Source organism: Herbaspirillum sp. CF444 (assembly GCF_000282135.1).
Lineage (GTDB): Bacteria > Pseudomonadota > Gammaproteobacteria > Burkholderiales > Burkholderiaceae_D > Herbaspirillum.
This window is the reverse complement of record NZ_AKJW01000065.1, coordinates 1-17,507: the sequence shown is the minus strand read 5'-3', so window position 1 is coordinate 17,507 and position 17,507 is coordinate 1. Positions and strand designations below refer to the sequence as shown.

16 protein-coding genes and 1 riboswitch are annotated in these 17,507 nt (G+C 62.0%); of the genes, 1 reads left to right on the top strand and 15 read right to left on the bottom strand.

Going from position 1 to position 17,507, the window contains the following annotated elements; all coding sequences use genetic code 11:
* Positions 1 to 8: 8 nt before the first annotated feature.
* The 14 genes from PMI16_RS14725 to PMI16_RS14665 all read right to left on the bottom strand — a co-directional run bounded on the left by PMI16_RS14725 (position 9) and on the right by PMI16_RS14665 (position 15,989).
* A complete protein-coding gene (locus PMI16_RS14725; protein WP_007880842.1) occupies positions 9 to 1,976 on the bottom strand; it encodes a putative cobaltochelatase in 1,968 nt (655 codons plus the stop codon).
* Position 1,977: 1 nt separating this feature from the next.
* Entirely contained in the window at positions 1,978 to 6,111 is a 4,134-nt protein-coding gene (locus PMI16_RS14720; protein ID WP_007880841.1) for a cobaltochelatase subunit CobN, read from the bottom strand.
* Entirely contained in the window at positions 6,104 to 6,442 is a 339-nt protein-coding gene (locus tag PMI16_RS14715) for a (2Fe-2S) ferredoxin domain-containing protein (RefSeq protein WP_034380678.1), read from the bottom strand. The genes PMI16_RS14720 and PMI16_RS14715 overlap by 8 nt, the downstream gene beginning before the upstream one ends.
* An 81-nt stretch (positions 6,443 to 6,523) precedes the next feature.
* Positions 6,524 to 7,252, bottom strand: coding sequence for a CbtA family protein (locus tag PMI16_RS14710; RefSeq protein ID WP_034380710.1), 729 nt, complete (start codon positions 7,250 to 7,252; stop codon positions 6,524 to 6,526).
* A gap of 28 nt (positions 7,253 to 7,280) precedes the next feature.
* Positions 7,281 to 7,490 carry a CbtB domain-containing protein gene (locus tag PMI16_RS14705; RefSeq protein ID WP_007880838.1) on the bottom strand — a complete coding sequence of 70 codons (210 nt, stop codon included), beginning with the start codon at positions 7,488 to 7,490 and terminating at the stop codon, positions 7,281 to 7,283.
* A gap of 166 nt (positions 7,491 to 7,656) precedes the next feature.
* Positions 7,657 to 7,929, bottom strand: a riboswitch (cobalamin riboswitch).
* Positions 7,930 to 8,075: 146 nt separating this feature from the next.
* The gene (locus tag PMI16_RS14700) at positions 8,076 to 8,513 is read right to left on the bottom strand and encodes a hypothetical protein (protein WP_007880837.1); all 438 of its coding nucleotides are present in this window, start codon (positions 8,511 to 8,513) and stop codon (positions 8,076 to 8,078) included.
* Between the two features lie 39 nt (positions 8,514 to 8,552).
* On the bottom strand, positions 8,553 to 8,711 hold the full coding sequence (locus tag PMI16_RS26325) for a hypothetical protein (protein ID WP_007880836.1): 159 nt from the start codon (positions 8,709 to 8,711) through the stop codon (positions 8,553 to 8,555).
* 352 nt (positions 8,712 to 9,063) lie between these two features.
* Positions 9,064 to 10,740: a methyl-accepting chemotaxis protein gene (locus PMI16_RS14695; RefSeq protein ID WP_007880834.1), complete on the bottom strand. Its 1,677-nt coding sequence runs from the start codon at positions 10,738 to 10,740 to the stop codon at positions 9,064 to 9,066.
* A 224-nt stretch (positions 10,741 to 10,964) separates the two neighbouring features.
* On the bottom strand, positions 10,965 to 12,233 hold the full coding sequence (locus tag PMI16_RS14690; protein WP_007880832.1) for a cation:proton antiporter: 1,269 nt from the start codon (positions 12,231 to 12,233) through the stop codon (positions 10,965 to 10,967).
* A 214-nt stretch (positions 12,234 to 12,447) separates the two neighbouring features.
* Positions 12,448 to 13,005 (bottom strand): hypothetical protein, encoded by a 558-nt coding sequence (locus PMI16_RS14685; protein WP_007880830.1) that lies wholly within the window; start codon positions 13,003 to 13,005, stop codon positions 12,448 to 12,450.
* Positions 13,006 to 13,027: 22 nt separating this feature from the next.
* On the bottom strand, positions 13,028 to 13,204 hold the full coding sequence (locus tag PMI16_RS26320) for a hypothetical protein (RefSeq protein WP_007880828.1): 177 nt from the start codon (positions 13,202 to 13,204) through the stop codon (positions 13,028 to 13,030).
* Positions 13,205 to 13,388: 184 nt separating this feature from the next.
* Positions 13,389 to 15,044, bottom strand: a complete 1,656-nt coding sequence (pgm, locus tag PMI16_RS14675; RefSeq protein WP_007880826.1) for a phosphoglucomutase (alpha-D-glucose-1,6-bisphosphate-dependent) — start codon at positions 15,042 to 15,044, stop codon at positions 13,389 to 13,391.
* A 133-nt stretch (positions 15,045 to 15,177) separates the two neighbouring features.
* Complete coding sequence (locus PMI16_RS14670) at positions 15,178 to 15,543, bottom strand: hypothetical protein (RefSeq protein ID WP_007880817.1); 366 nt, start codon at positions 15,541 to 15,543, stop codon at positions 15,178 to 15,180.
* A 194-nt stretch (positions 15,544 to 15,737) separates the two neighbouring features.
* A complete protein-coding gene (locus PMI16_RS14665) occupies positions 15,738 to 15,989 on the bottom strand; it encodes a GlsB/YeaQ/YmgE family stress response membrane protein (RefSeq protein WP_007880815.1) in 252 nt (83 codons plus the stop codon).
* Between the two features lie 264 nt (positions 15,990 to 16,253).
* Here PMI16_RS14665 and galU point away from each other — a divergent pair, with 264 nt between their 5' ends.
* On the top strand, positions 16,254 to 17,198 hold the full coding sequence (galU, locus tag PMI16_RS14660; protein WP_007880813.1) for a UTP--glucose-1-phosphate uridylyltransferase GalU: 945 nt from the start codon (positions 16,254 to 16,256) through the stop codon (positions 17,196 to 17,198).
* A gap of 81 nt (positions 17,199 to 17,279) precedes the next feature.
* Here the strand turns inward: galU and PMI16_RS26495 are convergent.
* Positions 17,280 to 17,507, bottom strand: a 228-nt coding sequence (locus PMI16_RS26495) for a hypothetical protein (protein WP_034380675.1), incomplete at its 5' end; no start/stop codon positions are given.

Genomic DNA, 17,507 nt, shown 5'->3' with positions numbered 1-17,507 from the left:
TTGATGCGTTATTGCGTCATGCGGGCGCGAATCGTCAGCGCCAGATTGTCGGCCGTCAATTCTTCCAGCGTCATGCATTCCGCGCCGAGCGCCTGCGCCAGTTGCGCGGCGCGGCCCAGGCGGACGTAGCCGGCTTCGGTGTCGAGCACCAGTGCAGGCGTGCCGCGCGCGGCCAGTTGCTCGGCCAGCGCCAGCGTCTCGCGCCACGGATCGCCGCCATTTTCCAGCGCGACATTGCCTTTGCCGTCGCTGAGCAACACCAACAATGGCGGTGCAGCCCCATTGGATTGCTCCAGCGTCTGCAAGGCCAGTTGCAAGGCATGCGGCAACGGCGTGCGGCCGCCGGTCGGCAGTTCGCGCAGACCTTGTTCGGCCAGATCGACGCTGCGGGTCGGCGCCAGCAGCACGGAAGCTTTGTCGCCACGGAAGCCGATTACCGCCACCTGATCGCGACGCTGATAGACATCCGTCAACAAGGCCAGCACTGCGCCCTTCACTGCTTCCATGCGCCGTTGCGCGGCCATCGAACCGGAGGCGTCGACCACAAACAGGATCAGGTTGGCGTTCTTGCCGGCCTTGACCTTGCCGTGCAGATCGCTCGTCTGCAATTGCACGGCGGCCTCTTGCGATCCTTCGGCGGCGCTGCGCAAGACGGCGGAACGCAGCGTTGCACCTACCGCGAGGCTGACCGGATTGCTGTCCGGCACGGCGCGGATCATGCGGCCGCGCGCAGCATTTGCGTCGGCGGAATCACTGCGGCGACCGGCGAGCGTGGCGACGTTGTTCAGCGGCGCCTCGACTTTGAGTTGGGGCGCGTTGCCGACGACGGCGGCGGCGAAGACTTGCGGGCTGTTGCCGCCGTCCGATTGATTCTCTGATTGATTCTCTGATTGAGCGTTGCTATCGGAAGAAGAATCCGATTGATCCTGGCCATTGCCTTCTTGCTGCTCCGGCGGCATCGCTTGCTGCATCAGATCATCCAGCTTGTCCTGATCCAGTCCGGGCTGTTCGAACGGTTTGCGGCGGCGGCGATGCGGCAAGACCAGTTCGGCCGCCGCACGCACGTCGTCCGGCGCAACTTGCGCGCGCCCGTCCAGCGCCGCAAACGCGCGCGCGGTCTTGTGCATGACGATGTCGGCGCGCAGGCTGGCGACTTCGAATTCGCAGCACAGATGACTGATCAGGTCGAGCAAGGCGTCGCTCAGCACGACTTGCGGCAACAAAACCTGCGCAGCGGCGATGCGCGCGCGCAAGGCGTCCTGTTCGTCATTCCATTGCGCTGCATAGGCAAGCGGATCGGCTTCGTAGGCAAGACGACGGCGCACGACGTCGGCGCGCAAAGTCTTGTCGCGCGGCGCAACGACTTCCACCATGAGGCCGAAACGATCCAGCAGTTGCGGGCGCAGGTCGCCTTCTTCCAGATTCATCGTGCCGACCAGCGTGAAGCGCGCCGGGTGCGACACCGACAAGCCCTCGCGCTGGACCGAGTTGACGCCCATCGCGGCGACGTCTAGCAGCACGTCGACCAGATGGTCCGGCAAGAGATTGACTTCGTCGATGTACAGAATGCCGCGATGCGCCGCAGCCAGCAGGCCCGGTTGCAAGGCGTTCTTCTCCCCCTTCAATGCGCGCTGCAGGTCGAGCGTGCCGAGCACGCGATCTTCGGTGGCGCCCAGTGGCAAGGTCACGAACGGCACCGCCGCTGATACGGTCGCGGCATCGTTGCGGCACACGGCGCAATGTTCGGCAGGCTGGCCCGGCAGGCAGTTGAAGGCGCAGCCGGCGATGCGTTCGACCGGCGGCAACACTGCCGTCAGCGCGCGCGCCGCCGTGCTCTTGGCAGTACCCTTGTCGCCGCGGATCAGCACGCCGCCCAGGGTCGTATCGACCGCGCACAGCAGCAAGGCATTCTTCAATTGCGGCTGGCCGACGATGGCCGAGAACGGAAATGACGGCGGAAAATTCGGCAGACTCATATCAGACTCCGCGCGGGGTTTCGCCACGCGCCTCCAGCAAGGTTTCGCTCTTGAGATACAGCTGGCGCAGGTCTTCCAGCGTCTGCGCCTGCGGCTCGGCCCACATGCCGCGGCTGGCGGCTTCCAGCAGGCGTTCGGCGATGGCGTTCTGCGCCCAGGGATTGGCTTCTTCAAGGAAGCGCTGCATGCCGGGATCGAAGGCATAGGTTTGCGCCAATTGTTCGTACATCCAGTCGTCCATCACTTGCGCGGTGGCGTCGTAGCCGAACAGATAATCGACCGTCGCCGTCAGCTCCAGCCCGCCCTTGTAGCCGTGACGCTGGATGCTGTCCAGCCACTTCGGATTGACCACGCGCGAACGGAACACGCGTAGCGTTTCCTGCTTCAGATCGCGCACCTGAGCGCGCGCCGGGTCGTGACTGTCGCCGAAATAATGGCGCGGCTGCTGGCCGGTCAGTGCACGTATGGTCGCGATCATGCCGCCGTGATATTGCAGGTAGTCGTCGCTGTCGAAGATGTCGTGTTCGCGGTTGTCCTGGTTATGCAAGGCCACCTGCACGCCTGACAGCCGCGTGCGGAAAGCCTCGCGCTGGTCGCTGCCCTGCTTGTCGCCCAGCTTGCGTGCATAGGCGTAGCCGCCCCAGTTGATGTAGGCCTCGGCGAAATCGGCATCGGCCTGCCAGTTCTTTTCCTGGATAAGCGGCAGGATGCCCGCCCCGTAACTGCCCGGCTTGGCGCCGAAGATGCGATAGGCGGCACGCTCTTCGGCGTCGTCCTGGCTGAGGCCTTTGCCGATCCAATCGCCCAATTCCTGCAGGTAATGCTTGCGCACGAAATTTTGATCGAGCGGCTCGTCCAGCGCGATGACGGCATTGACGGCGTCGTCGATCAGATCGATCAGTTGCGGGAAGGCGTCGCGGAAGAAGCCGCTGATGCGCGTGGTGACGTCGATGCGCGGGCGTTGCAGCTCTTGCAGCGGCACCACTTCGATGCCGGAGACCTGGCGGTTGCCGGGACGCCAGACCGGACGCACGCCGAGCAGGCACAGGATCTGCGCGACGTCGTCGCCGTGCGTGCGCATGGCGCTGGTGCCCCAGATGCTGATGGCGACGCTCTCCGGATGAGCGCCGGTTTCACGCACATGCCGCTCCAGCACTTCGCGCGCGAGTTGCTGGCCGACGCGCCAGGCCGATTGCGACGGCACGCTGCGCGGATCGACTGAATAAAAATTGCGGCCGGTCGGCAGGATATGCGCCATGCCGCGTGTCGGCGAGCCGCTGGGGCCGGCCGGCACGTAGCCGCCTGCGAGGCCGAGCAGCAGATTGCCGATTTCGTCGCCGGCGCGATGCAAATTGGGCAGCAACTGGCGGCAGGTGAAATCGAGGACGCGGCGCAGAGGTGCGAATTTGTCCGTGGTCGCTTCCACCGCCGGTTTTACTACGATGGCAATTGGCGATGCCACCGCCAAAGGTTTGGCGCGCGTCTGCATCTTCATCTGGCCGAGCATGCTACCGGGCTGGCGCACGGATACAGTTTGCAAACGCGGTTTTTCGATGCTCAGATCACCGAACAGGGATTGAAGAACACCGTCGATGGCGCCTGCTTGATAGCCGTTGTCTTGCAGCGCCTGCATCAGGCGCACACACAGATCGTCGATGGCTTCGATGGCATCGGCGCGCGTGACCACGGCGCGACCGGCGATGCGCGCCAACGCGCTGTCGACATTGAGGCGCTGCCCCTTGTTCTCCAGCAGCATGTCGAGCCTGAGCCCGAACAGGCGCGCCATTTCTTCCTGCAAGCCGGGGATGTCCTGGTTCGGCAAACGCGTGAGCGACACCAGCATGTCGGGCATCTGCGTTGCATCGGGCGCGCGACCGAGGATATGCAGGCCGTCGCGGATCTGCGCGGCGCCGAGTTCGCACAGATAGCCGTCAAGGTCTTCGATCAGATGGGCGACGTCGGAGCCGCCCATGCCGCTCAACGCCTCGGGCAGTTCGCCGTCGTGGCTGTGGTCGTGCGGATGGTCATGGTCATGATGATCGTGTCCATGCGCATGTCCGTGATGATGGTGATGACCGTGCTCGTCATCATGGTCGTGATCATGATGGAGCAGCTTCATCTGCAGATCGCTGTCGAGGTTGGTCTGCTTGACCAGCTCCCAGATCTGCTGCTGCAACAGCGGCAACTTGGCCGGATCCAGCACTTCGACCTGGTAGTACTCGTCGACCAGCTGCGTCAGTTGCGCCAGCGCGCCGTAGCTGTCGGCAGTGGTCATCGGCGGCGTCAGGTGATCGACCACGACTGCGTGGCCGCGTCGCTTGGCCTGCGAGCCCTCGCCCGGATCGTTGATGATGAAGGGATAGAACAGCGGCATGTCGCCCAGCAGCGCATCGGGGAAGCAGTTCTCCGACAAGCCGACGCCCTTGCCCGGCAGCCATTCCAGCGTGCCGTGCTTGCCGACGTGGACGATCGCGTCCGCCCCCCATTCGTCGCTGAGCCAGCGATATAGCCCGTAGTAATGATGCGTCGGCGGCAGATCGGGCTGGTGATAGATCGCATCCGGATCCATGCCGTATCCACGCGGCGGTTGCAAGGCGACGAAGGCATTGCCCAACTCGACGCCGGCGAACGCCAACTGGTTGTCGTGGACGTAGGCGACGCCGGGCGCGGCGCCCCATTGCGCTTCTATTTTTTGCTGCAAGACTTGCGGCAACTCTGCAAACCATTCGGCGTAGCGCTCTGCCGATACGCGGCCGACGGCGTGCTGCAATTGCTCGCTGGTGAGATAGGTATTGTCGTAGGAACAGCGGTCGACCAGCGTATGGATCAACGCACTGCCGCTCTCGGGCAGGTCGCCGATGGCGTAGCCGGCGTCGCGCATGGCTTCGAGGATACGCATCAGCGAGGCCGGCGCGTCCAGGCCGACGGCGTTGCCGATCTGCGAGGCCTTGCTGTTGGAGTTGGTGAAGATGAAGGCGATGCGCTTGTCGGCATTGTCGAGCGCGCGCAAACGGGCGAAACGCGCCGCCAGTCCGGCAATGCGTTCGACGCGATCGGCCACCGGGTGGAATTCCACCACGTCGCCCGATAATCCCGCAGCCTGCGCCTTGAACGAGAGCGGCACGCTGATGATGCGGCCGTCGAACTCGGGCAGCACCACGTTCATGGCGGCGTCGAGCGGATTCATGCCGCGCGTGGAGATTTCCCACTGATCCTGCGTCATGCCGCTGGTCATGGCTTGCAGCACGGGCACGTTGAGTTTTTCCAGCACCGACACCGACCAGCCGGCGGGCGTCGGGCCGCCCGGCGTGATTTCGCCCATGGCGAAGGAGGTGGTGTTGATCAGTACATCCACATGCGCGCCTTGTTCGCCGGCGAAGTAACTCAGCGCGGCGGGCAAATCGGAATCCGCCGCTGAGGTGCGCAACGACGCCGTGAAGATCGGCAGAACGTCCATGCCGCGCTGCTCCAGCGCCGTCACCAGCGCATCGACGAAGCGCGTGTTGCCGCTCATCCAGTGGGCACGATAGAAGATGATGCCGACGGCCGGTTTGCGACGGCTCGCTACGTCAATCCGCAAGCGCAACCAGTCGGCAATGCCGGCATCCTGTTCCAGATCCGGATGGTAAATACCGTGATCGGGCAAGGCCACTGCCGGGTCATAAGCAAAGCCGGTCAGCAGCAATCGATCCGAGACGAAACGCAGAAACTGCGCCAGGTTGACGCTGCCGCCGCCGTGAAAATACGCCAGCGCCTCGCGCAGCACATCGGCCGGCACGGTCGACACCGCCGCCAGTTCGGCATCAGGTTCGCCGGCGCCGCTCAGTGCGATCAAATGGCGTCCCTGGCCTTGCGCATGACGCAGCAATTCGGCAAAACCGGCCACGCTGCCCAGACGCCCGAGGATGCGCAGCACGATGATGTCGGCGTCGGCCAGCTCGTTCTGCAGCAGCTCGCTCATGCGTGTTTCGTTTTCCACGCCTTGCAGGTTGATGCCTATCGTTGTCGGGAAATCTCCCGGCAATTGCGTCAATGCGTGATTGAGGATCGCCAGATCGGTGGACGCATGCGTCAGCACGGCAATGCGTGCGGATGGTGTAGTGACGACTTCGACTTGTGTTGCCTGGTCAGACATTTTCTGCTTCCTCGGGATGGACGTCGCCGCTGCCGAGGCGGTGGAAAATCAGGTCGGTGACTTCTTGCCCGCCTTCGAGATGCTCGACCACCACGCGTTCAATCGCGGCGGCATCCTCGCAGCGGTACCAGACGCCTTCCGGGTACACCACCACGACCGGCGCCTGCGCCTTGCAGGCGACCATGCAATGGGTACGCGTGCGCTTGACGCGCAACTCCGGACGCGCATCGATCTGCTCGCCGAGGACGGCGAACATGGCTTCGGCCAGCACGCCGTTTTCGGTGCAGCGCGGCCCGGTGCACATCAGGACGTGCCGGTGGTGGGTTCTCATAGCATTTCTTTACTGGCTAAAATGCCGATCCGGCCCTCAAGGTCAAGGGCCGGATCGGCATCAACAATTCCAGCCCGGAATTCAGGCGAATTTTTTATAGAAGTAACCGGTCAGCCCGCCCAGCGTCACCCAGAACAAGCCGTTGGCCAAGGCCGTGGCGTGGATGAACGCCTGCGCCAGTTCTTCCGGAGCGGCGCTGCCGTGCACGGCCGGATGCGGCGCGCCGATGACGTGCGGCACGATCAGCAGGGCCACCCCCAGCAACTTCAGCGCCCAGTGACGCGCATATACGCCCAGCCCCAACCCGGCGGCGGTCATGCCTGCCGTCATTACCCACCAGAGTTGACGCGCATGCAGAGGCGCCGCCATGGTGCCCGGTACTTCAGGCGGCAGGCCCAAGGAAGGCGCAACGAAGAACACCAGATAACCCGCCACGCCCCACAGCAAACCGGAACGCCATGTCACCTGCTTGCCGCTGATCACGATCGCCGCCGCGAGGAACAGGCCGAAACCGATGGCCATGCTGATGTTGGCCAGCACGGTGTAGGCGGTGCGTTCGAAGCCGTTGGCCGGCTCCCACTCTTCGCCTTCGTGTTCATGCTCATGCGCTTCTGCTGGTGCGCCGGCGGCAGGCGTTGCCGCTGCATGAGCTTGCTCATGCGCCTTGGCGGCAGCCGCTTCTTCGTAGACCTCCGCCTGGAGGATGATTTTGGAGACTTGCAACTGCTGCACGCCGGTCAGCAAGATGCCGGCACAAGCGCCGGCCAACAGGACGGTGGAGGCGATCCGCCGCAATACCGCGAGATTCATCATTACATTGTTCCGCTGAATATTTTTCTTAGTGGCAGGGAAAACCTGCCGAATGGCGACCGTCATGCGCGGCGTTGTGCAGCTCCACTGCGGAGGCAAAACCTGCGGCGTAGATCAGGCCGGCGCCCAGCACTACTGCGGCAATGCCCGGCAAAATGCGGTCGCGCCACAGGCTGGAGCCGGTGCTGGAATCGATAGTGCTGGTGTCGTTGGCGGATGCGCCGGTGATGAGAGCCATGTGTTTTCCTTCGAATAAGCGTTGAAGCCTGATTGGAACAAACCGGTAGCGGCGCCGAAACAGCGCATATAACGGAAACGTCACGAAGGAAAACGAGAAAACCACGCGGGTGCGGGAAAAACATGCAAGCCGGGAAGCAGTCCGTCGATCGCCCTCCGCGATGCAAAACAAGTCTTTGCCGAGGGCCGGTCTCCGGGCTTGCGAAGGGTTCGCGGCGAGAATGATCCGACCGGAACCGGAAGCTGCGCCTTCCCATGCCGTGTTGAGAACACGCAGGCACAGTGGCTGGATGCAGATTCGCTGATTCGCTTACCGTTGCGGGGGCAGCGCCGGACTGATTTCCAGATCGATGAACTGCATGAACTGGAACAACGCACCGGCTTCCCGATTAAATCCGGCGAAAGAAAATACGCCGGATACCCAAGGCAATGCTACCCCCGCAGTATAGGTGCGCAGAGGGATTCTGGCAACCCGGAAGGCCCGTAAAACCGCGCCGAAATCGGTCTGAAATCGGTGCTTCCATGGCCGGGAAATGCAATGATCGCGGCGGCTCCGGCGCGATCAACATCGACCGATGACGGCGTTTTAGTTGGCGTTGGGGCCTTTTGCGACCTTTTGGGGCGGTTCCGGTGTCAGATTGATCGGATCGCTGGCCGGAAAAGTATCTTCCAGCGCGTCGTCCAAGGCGCGGTCGCGCTTGATTTTCTTGGCGTCTTTGACGCTGTCCGTCTGTTTTTCCAGTTCGCGCTCATCCGCGGCGACGATATCTTCGCCGCTGTCGTTGTCGCTTGCCACCTGTCCGACCGACTCCGGCGTTTCGAGTGCACGGTCGCGGCGGCCGCGCTCCATCGAGTCGCGTTCGCCGGTGCCGGTGGAATCGCTGTCGGCTTCGGTGGCGACATTCGTCATGTCGCTGCCGCTATCGGAGGTGTCGCTGGGTCCTAGCGCGTGGTTGTCGTGACCTTTGCCGAGCTGGCGATCCGAGATCGGCAAGACGTCGGGATCGAGTGTGCTGTTAGCCATAATGACTCCTTGTTGAATCGCGTAAAACAAGTACCTGCATCAAAAACCCGCCATTTTCAGCGGCGGCTCGGCGGGATCGACGTCGGGAACGTCCGGCTCGGTCGGATTGAGCGGCGGGTCCTGCACCGGGTTGTATTCATCGGGCGGAATATCCTTGGGCGGCGGCGCGGTCGGCGGAATGTCTTGCGGCGTATGCATGCGTGCGGCTCCTTGCTGTAGAACGCATCTCGCGATGATTAATGGTTCCAGGTTCATTGCGGATGCTGATGCGGAATCGGATCCTGTGGCGGAGTCGGATCGAGCGGCGGCACTTCGACCGGAGGAATGTCTTGAGGTTTGTGCATGGAATGTCCTTTTTGACGCAACAAAGGTGACGCAAAAAAGCGCACGCCGACGAAGCCGCCGGCGAGGCCGCGACACAACATCAGGCTACGCGCTCAGGCGCGCGCTGCGTATAGGACAAACACTTTTTCGGACTTCATCAACTCTTACGCCGCAGCCACAAGGGATACGGCGCAAGGTTATGAAAGAGACAAAAAAACAGGGACGATCAGGCAAGCGCGGCAGAAATCATCGGCGCCGCGCGATGGGGATGATGGGACAGGGCCGAAGCGGCATGTGCGGCCGGCAAGGTGTTCAAACCGGTTTCCGTTTCGCTTATTTCGTGCAAGTCGGCCGGCTCTTCGCCGACACGGAAGGCGCTGACGGCATCCCACAGCTTGTGCGCCTGCTCCTGCATGTCGGCCGTCGCCACTGCGGCCTGCGCCACCAGCGTGGCGTTGGTGCGCGTGACCGAGTCGATCTGCGTAATGGCCTGATTGAGGTCGGCGATGCCGTGGCTCTGGGTGTCGCTGGCGGCGGCGATTTCATCCATGATGCCGACGACGTGCTCGACCGAGTCGACGATTTCGCGCATGGTCTGGCCGGCGTCGTTGACCTGGCGGCTGCCGGCGTCGATGCGTTCGACGGAGTCGCCGATCAGCACCTTGATTTCCTTGGCGGCGGCGGCGCTGCGCATGGCCAGCTGGCGCACTTCTGTTGCCACCACGGCGAAGCCGCGCCCCGTTTCGCCCGCCCTCGCCGCCTCAACCGCGGCGTTCAGCGCCAGGATATTGGTCTGGAAAGCGATGCCGTCGATGACCGAAATGATGTCCACCACCTTGCGCGAGCTGTCCTTGATCGCCGTCATGGTGCCGACCACCGACGACACGATGTCACCGCCGCGCGACGCCACGGCGGCGGCCGATTGCGCGAGACGATTGGCTTCGCCGATCTGCTGCGCATTGCGGCTGACGATGCCGGTCAGCTCCGCCATGGCGCCGGCGGTTTGCTGCAACGAACCGGCCTGCGCCTCGGTGCGCGCCGCCAGGTCCGTGTTGCCGGCGGCGTTTTGTTGCGAGACGCGGAAGATGCTCTGGGTGCCGTCGCGCACCTCGCTGACGGTTTGCAGCAAGCTCTGGTTCATGCGGCCCAGCGCGGCGAGCAGTTGCCCGGTTTCATCCTTGCCGCCTGCGGCGATGTGCGCCGTCAGATCGCCCGCCGCGACCCGGCTGGCAAGATCCACCGCATCATTGAGCGGACGCGTGATGCTGCGATTGAGGCGCCACGCCACCAGCACCGCCAACAGCATGGCGATGCCGCAGATGACGATGGTCGCCATGGTGGTCTGCCTGCCGCTGGCGGCGAAGTCGTCGAGATCGCGCTGGATCTGCCCCTGCTCCAGCTTGACCAGCTTGTCGATGGCTTCGAGCCACTGATTTTGCAGCGGCGCGACTTCGGTGTTGAGCAACTTGGTCGCCTGCCCGGCGTTGAAGCCGGCGGCAAATTCTTCCGCCTGTTTGATGAATGGTTCGCTGCGGCGATCGTAGCCGTCCATGTCGTTGATGATGGCCTGCTCTTCCATGCTCACGCCGCTCTTGAGCAAATTGGCCTGATTGATGCGGTAGTTTTTACGCTCGATGCCGATGCGCGCCATCTCCTTTTGCATGGCGTTGAGATCCGTCAGCGTCGCCACGTTGCGCGCAGCCTGCCCCTGGCGGAACAGGCTCTGGCGCATCAGCGCGGCGATCTCGGATTTGCCGTTGGTATGGCTCAGGGCCGCAGCCAGTTGCTGCTGGGCCCGGTGCGCCGACACGCCTGCCAGCGCGGTCACGGCCGCCATCAATACCAAAATGACGCCGAAGCAAAGCGACAAGCGCTGGCCGATCCGAAGGCGGGAAAATGTCATGCGGGAATCTCCTGTTCTGTGCCGGGCCGGAAGTTTTTGGAATTGCGTCCCAAACAATTTCAACGACCATATTTTATGTAGTTTTACTATATTTTTTGATTATTCTGGCACAGAGATGGCTTTGCTTCTAGCTTTTTCGCTGATTGGAGCGTTTTTCAGGGGATGGAGAGATATCTCAAAGTAAAAAATGTTGATGTAGTAAATGTAGTTTTATTACTTCAAGACTAGGATTGTCCGGAAGATTTGGCGCGTTTGCGCCAATACAGATGCATGAGCGGCGCCGAAGAGATGCCGTGCAGCAAAATCGACAGCGCCAGCACCGTCAGCACGTCCTGCGCAATGCGCAGGTTGAGCTTGTCGTGCCAGAACTGCAGCGCGAAACAGAGGTAATACAGCGAACCGACGCCGCGGATGCCGAACCAGGCAATCAGCCAGCGGTGCGAAGTGTCGGTATCGGATCCGAGCAAGCCGAGCCCGACCGCAATCGGCCTGACGACGAAGAACAGCAAACCGGCAATCAGGACGCCCTCGCCCGACAGGCCGAACTCGGACAACAGGACACCCATCAGCAGCACCATGAAGAATTCGGCGAAATGCTCCAGTTGCTGATTGAAGCCGAGCACGGTCTCGGTCAGGTAGACCGGCGCCTGCTCGGGATGCACGGCGGCGGATTTGCCGCTTCCCTCGGCAGCGGCGATCAGCTCTCCCGCCGGCTTGTTGCCGCTGCTGGCCGACTCCACCTGGCGCATCGCCAGGCCGGCGGCAAACACCGACAGGAAGCCGATGCCATGCACCAGCTCGGCGACGCCATACGACAACATGATGATGCCGATGGCCATGAACTCTTCCATCCCCAACGCCAGACCGAAGCGTTGCCGCGCATACAGCACCAAACGCGACATCGTCCACCCCGCCAATGCGCCGCAGCCGATGCCGGCAACCACGCCCCACGCCACGAACCAGCCGAAGTGATTCACCTGCGCGACCTCGTTCGTCACGCCGAGCCACATCAACGCCAGAATCACGAAGGGAAGCGCACTGCCGTCATTCAGACCGCCCTCGCCGCTCAGGCTGAAACGCAATTGATCGGGGTCGTCGACGTTTTTGACCTGCACGTCCGAGGCCAGCACAGGATCGGTCGGCGCCAGGATGGCGCTCAGCAGCATCGCTACGGCAAACGGCATATTGAACAAAAAACTGATGCAGATCGCCAGCAAAGGCACCGTGATCAACATCGACAGCACGCCGAGGCGCAGCGGCAACCACCACAGGCGGCTGCCGTCGCCGCGAAACGCCACGCGCAACTTGAGCCCGACCGTGAATAGCGACAGCAGCAAGGCCACGCGCGTGATGACCGTCAACACATCGGCGTGCGCGCGCAGATCGATATGGATCAAACCGGTGCCGGCCGGACCCAGCAGCCAGCCTATCGGCAGATACAACATGGCGGCATTGAACGGCAAGCGTTCCAGCACCGACTCAAGGAACACCATGAAAGTCAGCAGTACGCCAGCGATCAGAAAATAAACGGTGGGGATGTCGATGAGTGGTCTCCGGCGGGCAGGAACACGGCGCTGAGCCAAATGAAACGGCAGCCGACAAGCGAATGCCAGCTGCCGGAAACGAGATGAAGAATCCGAAAGGAAAGCCTGGCGCCACCGGGGTCGCCACCGACTCGCAACTGCGATCAGTGGACTTCAGTGACGCCTAATGCTGCTCGGATCCGCTTCCGTCTTTCTTGCGCGGCATCAGTCCGTCGTCGGCATTGGCGCCGGGATCTTCGGTGCCGTCAGGTTCTGGCTCCAGAGTAGTCTGCTCGACTACCGGCGGCCTGATTTTTTCTTTAACGACAGGCGGCACAGAAATGGAGCGCAACAATTCCGCCGACGCCGCCGGCAATTCGCCGGCATGCGCAGATACGTCGCGGGCTGTCTGGCCGGAACCGGTTTCCACATAGTTGTCGTCGCGCGCATCGGATTCATCGCCGGTCAGGTCGCCGCCGGCCTGCTGGTCGGTAAAGCGCGGATTGCCCTGATACATGGGACGTCCGAGCGGATCCGCATAGGGTCTGGCCGGCGCCGTTTCCTGCACGTCTTTCTGTACATGCGAGGCCTGCTGTCCCTGCTGCTGTTTTTGCGTCATGGGCATGCTGTTCTCCTTGCCTGGGTTCTTGTCGTCATGCGACGCCGCCGACGACGATTCCGGTCCGTGCCGCTCGCTCTGCGCTTGCGTCACGGCATGCAGGATCATGCTGTCGGCAAACATGCTGGAGCCGCCCGGCGATGCATCAGTGCTTGCGGCCGGAGCCGGATTTGCGACCGCCCCCGGAAATTTTGTTCTCCGTCGCCCAGGCGCGTCGCTCGGCCTCCTTGTGGCTGACGCCGCGCTTTTCGTAGCCCTCTTCGATGTGGGCCACCTGACGCTTCTGCTTGTCGGTGTAGGAAGATTTATCGCCTCTTGGCATGATGTTCTCCTGCTCAATTGCTGCTCAAAAACAAATCACAGCTTCATCATAGGCAGGACGGGCTTGCATGCCAGCAGGACAGGCACTTATTCAGGCGTAGGAGGAACGGGAATGAAACGGCAGACGGCGGCCGGGACGAAAACCTCATGCCGCCTGAAAAGAATGCATTGAATTCAGAGCAAAATCAGCTTGCTCCACCCGCCAGCGCATCGGTCACGATTTGCTGCGCTTCGGCAAAAATGTTGTTGAGATGCGTCTCGTCGCGGAAGCTCTCGGCATAGATTTTATAAATGTTTTCCGTGCCGGACGGACGCGCCGCGAACCAGCCGTTGTCGCTGATGATCTTCACGCCGCCGAAGGCCTTGTCGTTGGCCGGCGCCGTTGTCCGAATCTGGCGAATCTTTTCACCCGCCAGCTCGGTCGAGCGCACGTTGTCGGAAGACAGGCCCGACAGCAATTTTTTCTGCTCGGGCGTTGCCGCAGCTTCAATGCGACCGTTGCACGGCAAGCCCAGTTGCTCCGTCAGACTTTGGTAAATCTCGCCGGGATCGCGTCCGGTGCGCGCCGTCATTTCCGCCGCCAGCAGCGCGGCGGTGATGCCGTCCTTGTCGGTGCTCCAGGGCGTGCCGTCGAATCGCAGGAACGAAGCGCCGGCGCTTTCTTCGCAGCCGAAGCCGAGGCTGCCGTCTTGCAGGCCGTCCACGAACCATTTGAAGCCGATCGGCATTTCCTGCAGCGGCCGCCGCAGTTGCGCCGCCACGCGATCGATCATCTGGCTGCTCACCAGCGTCTTGCCGACGCCGGTCTCCGCGCGCCATTCCGGACGATGCTGGAACAGATAGGAAACCGCTGCCGAGAGGTAATGGTTCGACGGCATCAGGCCGGCGCTCCTGGTGACGATGCCATGGCGATCGTGGTCGGTGTCGCAGGCGAAGGCGATGTCGAATTTGTCCTTGAGCGAAATCAGTTCGCGCATCGCATATTGCGACGACGGATCCATGCGGATCTGCGCATCCCAGTCGAGCGGCACAAAACGGAACGTCGGGTCGACTTCGCGATTGACGACTTCCAGCTTGAGGTCGTAGCGGTCCGCAATCGCCCCCCAGTAATGCACGCCCGCGCCGCCCAGCGGATCGACGCCGATGCTGACGCCGGCGTCGCGGATCGCGGCCAGGTCGATGATGCCGGGCAAATCGTCGATGTAGGTTTCAAGGAAATCGTACTGGTGCGTGCTCGACGCGCGCAAGGCACGCTCGAAGGGAATGCGTTTGACGTTGCGCGCGACGTCGCGCAAGAAAACGTTGGCGCGTTTCTCTATCCAGTTGGTGACATTGGTGTCGGCCGGACCGCCGTTGGGCGTGTTGTATTTGAAGCCGCCGTTGTCGGGCGGATTGTGCGACGGCGTGATTACGATGCCGTCCGCCAGCGCGGAAGGATGCGCTCGATTGTGCATCAGGATCGCATGCGACACCGCGGGTGTCGGCGTGTAAGGCGAACCGCGCGCGATCATGGTCTGCACGCCGTTGGCGGCAAGCACCTCCAGCGCGCTGGAAAAAGCCGGCACCGACAAGGCATGCGTATCGATGCCCAGGAACAGAGGACCGGTAATGCCGTTTGCGGCACGGTAATCGCAGATGGCTTGCGTGATCGCCAGCACATGCCATTCGTTGAAGCTGCACGCGAGCGAACTGCCGCGATGACCGGACGTGCCGAAGGCCACCTGATGCCCGGCGATTCCCGCATCGGGATGCAGGCTGTAATAGCTGCTGACCAGCACAGGCAGATTAACCAGGGAAGACGTTGCGGCGCGTTGGCCGGCCAGGGGGCTGATGCTGCTCATGTTTTATCGTTTGCCTGCTGTTTCTGCTGTTGCTGGGGGTAAAGACAAGAAGACGGCGCGGCAGCATCCATGCACTGCCGTGCCGTCATCAATGAAGGATGCCCGCTATTGTAAGCGCGGGCGGCAATGAAGGCTATGCCATCTCCGGTGCCGATACGGCGTAGCCGGATTCACGCAATCTGTTGCGTCTCGCCTTGTTGGCGGCGGCCAGCTCCTGCAAGGACATGGCGCGCTGCTCCGAATAGCTTTGAGCCACGCTGCTCGGCTCTATCGTCGCCAGCGTCTGCGCCAGCCGCGGATAGAGATTGGCGCGTCGCTGCTGGTTCTCGGCGGCCAGTTGCGCTTTGAGATCTTCCGTCAATACGTGCGGCTGGCTGGGCTGATACGGCTGCGGCACGCTGCTTGCCGCGCGCGCAGTCTGCGCCGATTGTATCGACTCGGCCGATATCCCGGAGGAATGGACGGACCTGGGTCTGTCGCTATGTGCTGTGGTCTGCATGATCTTCACTCCCGCAATGAAGGAATCTTCTGCATGAATTTAAATGTACACGAGATCTTGAAAAGGAACGATAGATGAGTGACAACGTTCGTTTCCGCTTGGCTGTACGCGCTTTTTAAAATGTGGTAACAGCCAATTTTCCGGATGGAAAGGAAGGACGCAAAAACGCCCTCCCGTTCACATCGCTACAGCGGCTACGCTCGCCGGATGAGCCGCAAGATCAGGAGCAGGACTACTGCGCCGATGGTGGCGGTAACAATGGAGGCCGCCATGCCGCCGCCGACACCGACGCCAAACAGGCCGGCCAGCCAACCGCCGATAAATGCGCCGACGATGCCGACCAGGATGTCGACCAGCAGGCCGAAGCCGCCGCCCTTGACGAGTACGCCCGCCAGCCAGCCTGCGATGGCGCCGATGACCAGCCAGGCAATGATTCCGTGAGACATGATGTTCCTTTCAGTTTATTTTTTTCGAACACCGCCGGAGTGCGCGGTTGGAAGAATCTTATTTGCCGTCGCCGCTCCGCCATATCGGACAGCGGCCAATTCCCTTGTAGGACAAGCGGCAAGTCGGACCGGCATGCGCCTTGCAGGGGAATTTCCACCCCGTCCCACGCCTCTCCGATTCCTACAAATCAAAAGGAATGTTTCCTACAGCCAAAGGCATGCACATTTTTTTAAGCTGGCAATGACCAATCACCGAGGAAACTCATGAAAAAACTCACGAAAGCCGTCTTCCCCGTCGCGGGCCTCGGCAGCCGCTTTTTGCCGGCGACCAAAGCGCAGCCGAAAGAGATGCTGCCCATCGTCGACAAGCCGTTGATCCAGTACGCCGTAGAAGAAGCCGTCGAGGCCGGCATTACCGAAATAATCTTCATCACCGGCCGCAACAAACGCGCCATTGAAGACCATTTCGATAAGGCCTATGAACTGGAGACCGAACTGGAAGCCGCCGGCAAGACCAAGCTGCTGGAGTTCGCCCGCAACGTGATTCCCAAGCACATCAATTGCGTCTACATCCGCCAGTCTTCTCCGCTGGGCCTCGGCCATGCCGTGCTGTGCGCGAAATCGCTGGTGGGCGACGAACCGTTTGCCGTCGTGCTGGCCGATGACTTCATGGACGCGCCGGAGAACGGCAAGAACGTGCTCGGACAAATGATCGACGTCTTCGAACAGGAACAGAAGAGCCTGCTGGCGGTGCAAGACGTGCCGCGCAGCGACACCAGGCAATACGGCATCGTCAGCACCGATGCCGACGGTCCGTACAGCGATCGCCTGGACGTCATCAGCGGCATCGTCGAAAAACCGGCGCCCGACCTTGCGCCGTCGACGCTGGCCGTGGTCGGTCGCTATGTCCTGACGCCGGCGATCTTCGACCGGCTCGAAAACATCGGCAAGGGCGCCGGCGGAGAAATCCAGCTGACCGACGGCATCGCCGATCTGATGCAAAGCGAGACCGTGCTGGCGTACCGCTACGACGGCCGGCGCTACGACTGCGGCTCCAAGCTCGGCTACCTCAAGGCGACGGTCGCCATGGGCGCCAAACATGCCGAAGTCGGCAAGGAATTTTCCGCCTACCTGCGCGAAGTCCATGAGACCGATGAAGAAGCGGCGCAAGTGCAACAGGCGCCGGTGCGCCTGGACAAGATCGCCTGAATACCCTGCGATCCGGCGCGTGGCGGAAACAATGTGACGCGCCGTGCGTTCATCCGTCGATTAAATCTGTCGATTGACGATTCAAGCGTAGTAGCCCCCAGCAGTTGCAGTTTTCATTCCCCCTCTTGGCCTGTCCGCCGTCACTGCAAAGATGACGGGGACAGGTCTCTTTTTCCCTTCCCGGCCGTGCTTCTGGCAAATAGAACTCATTTCATAAATAGGCGTGAGTGCGAGCTTGCCCTGTTTGGGATGAAGTGCAAGGCGCGAATCGGGGTCAAGACTGGGCGTCTTGACCCCGATTCGTAACGC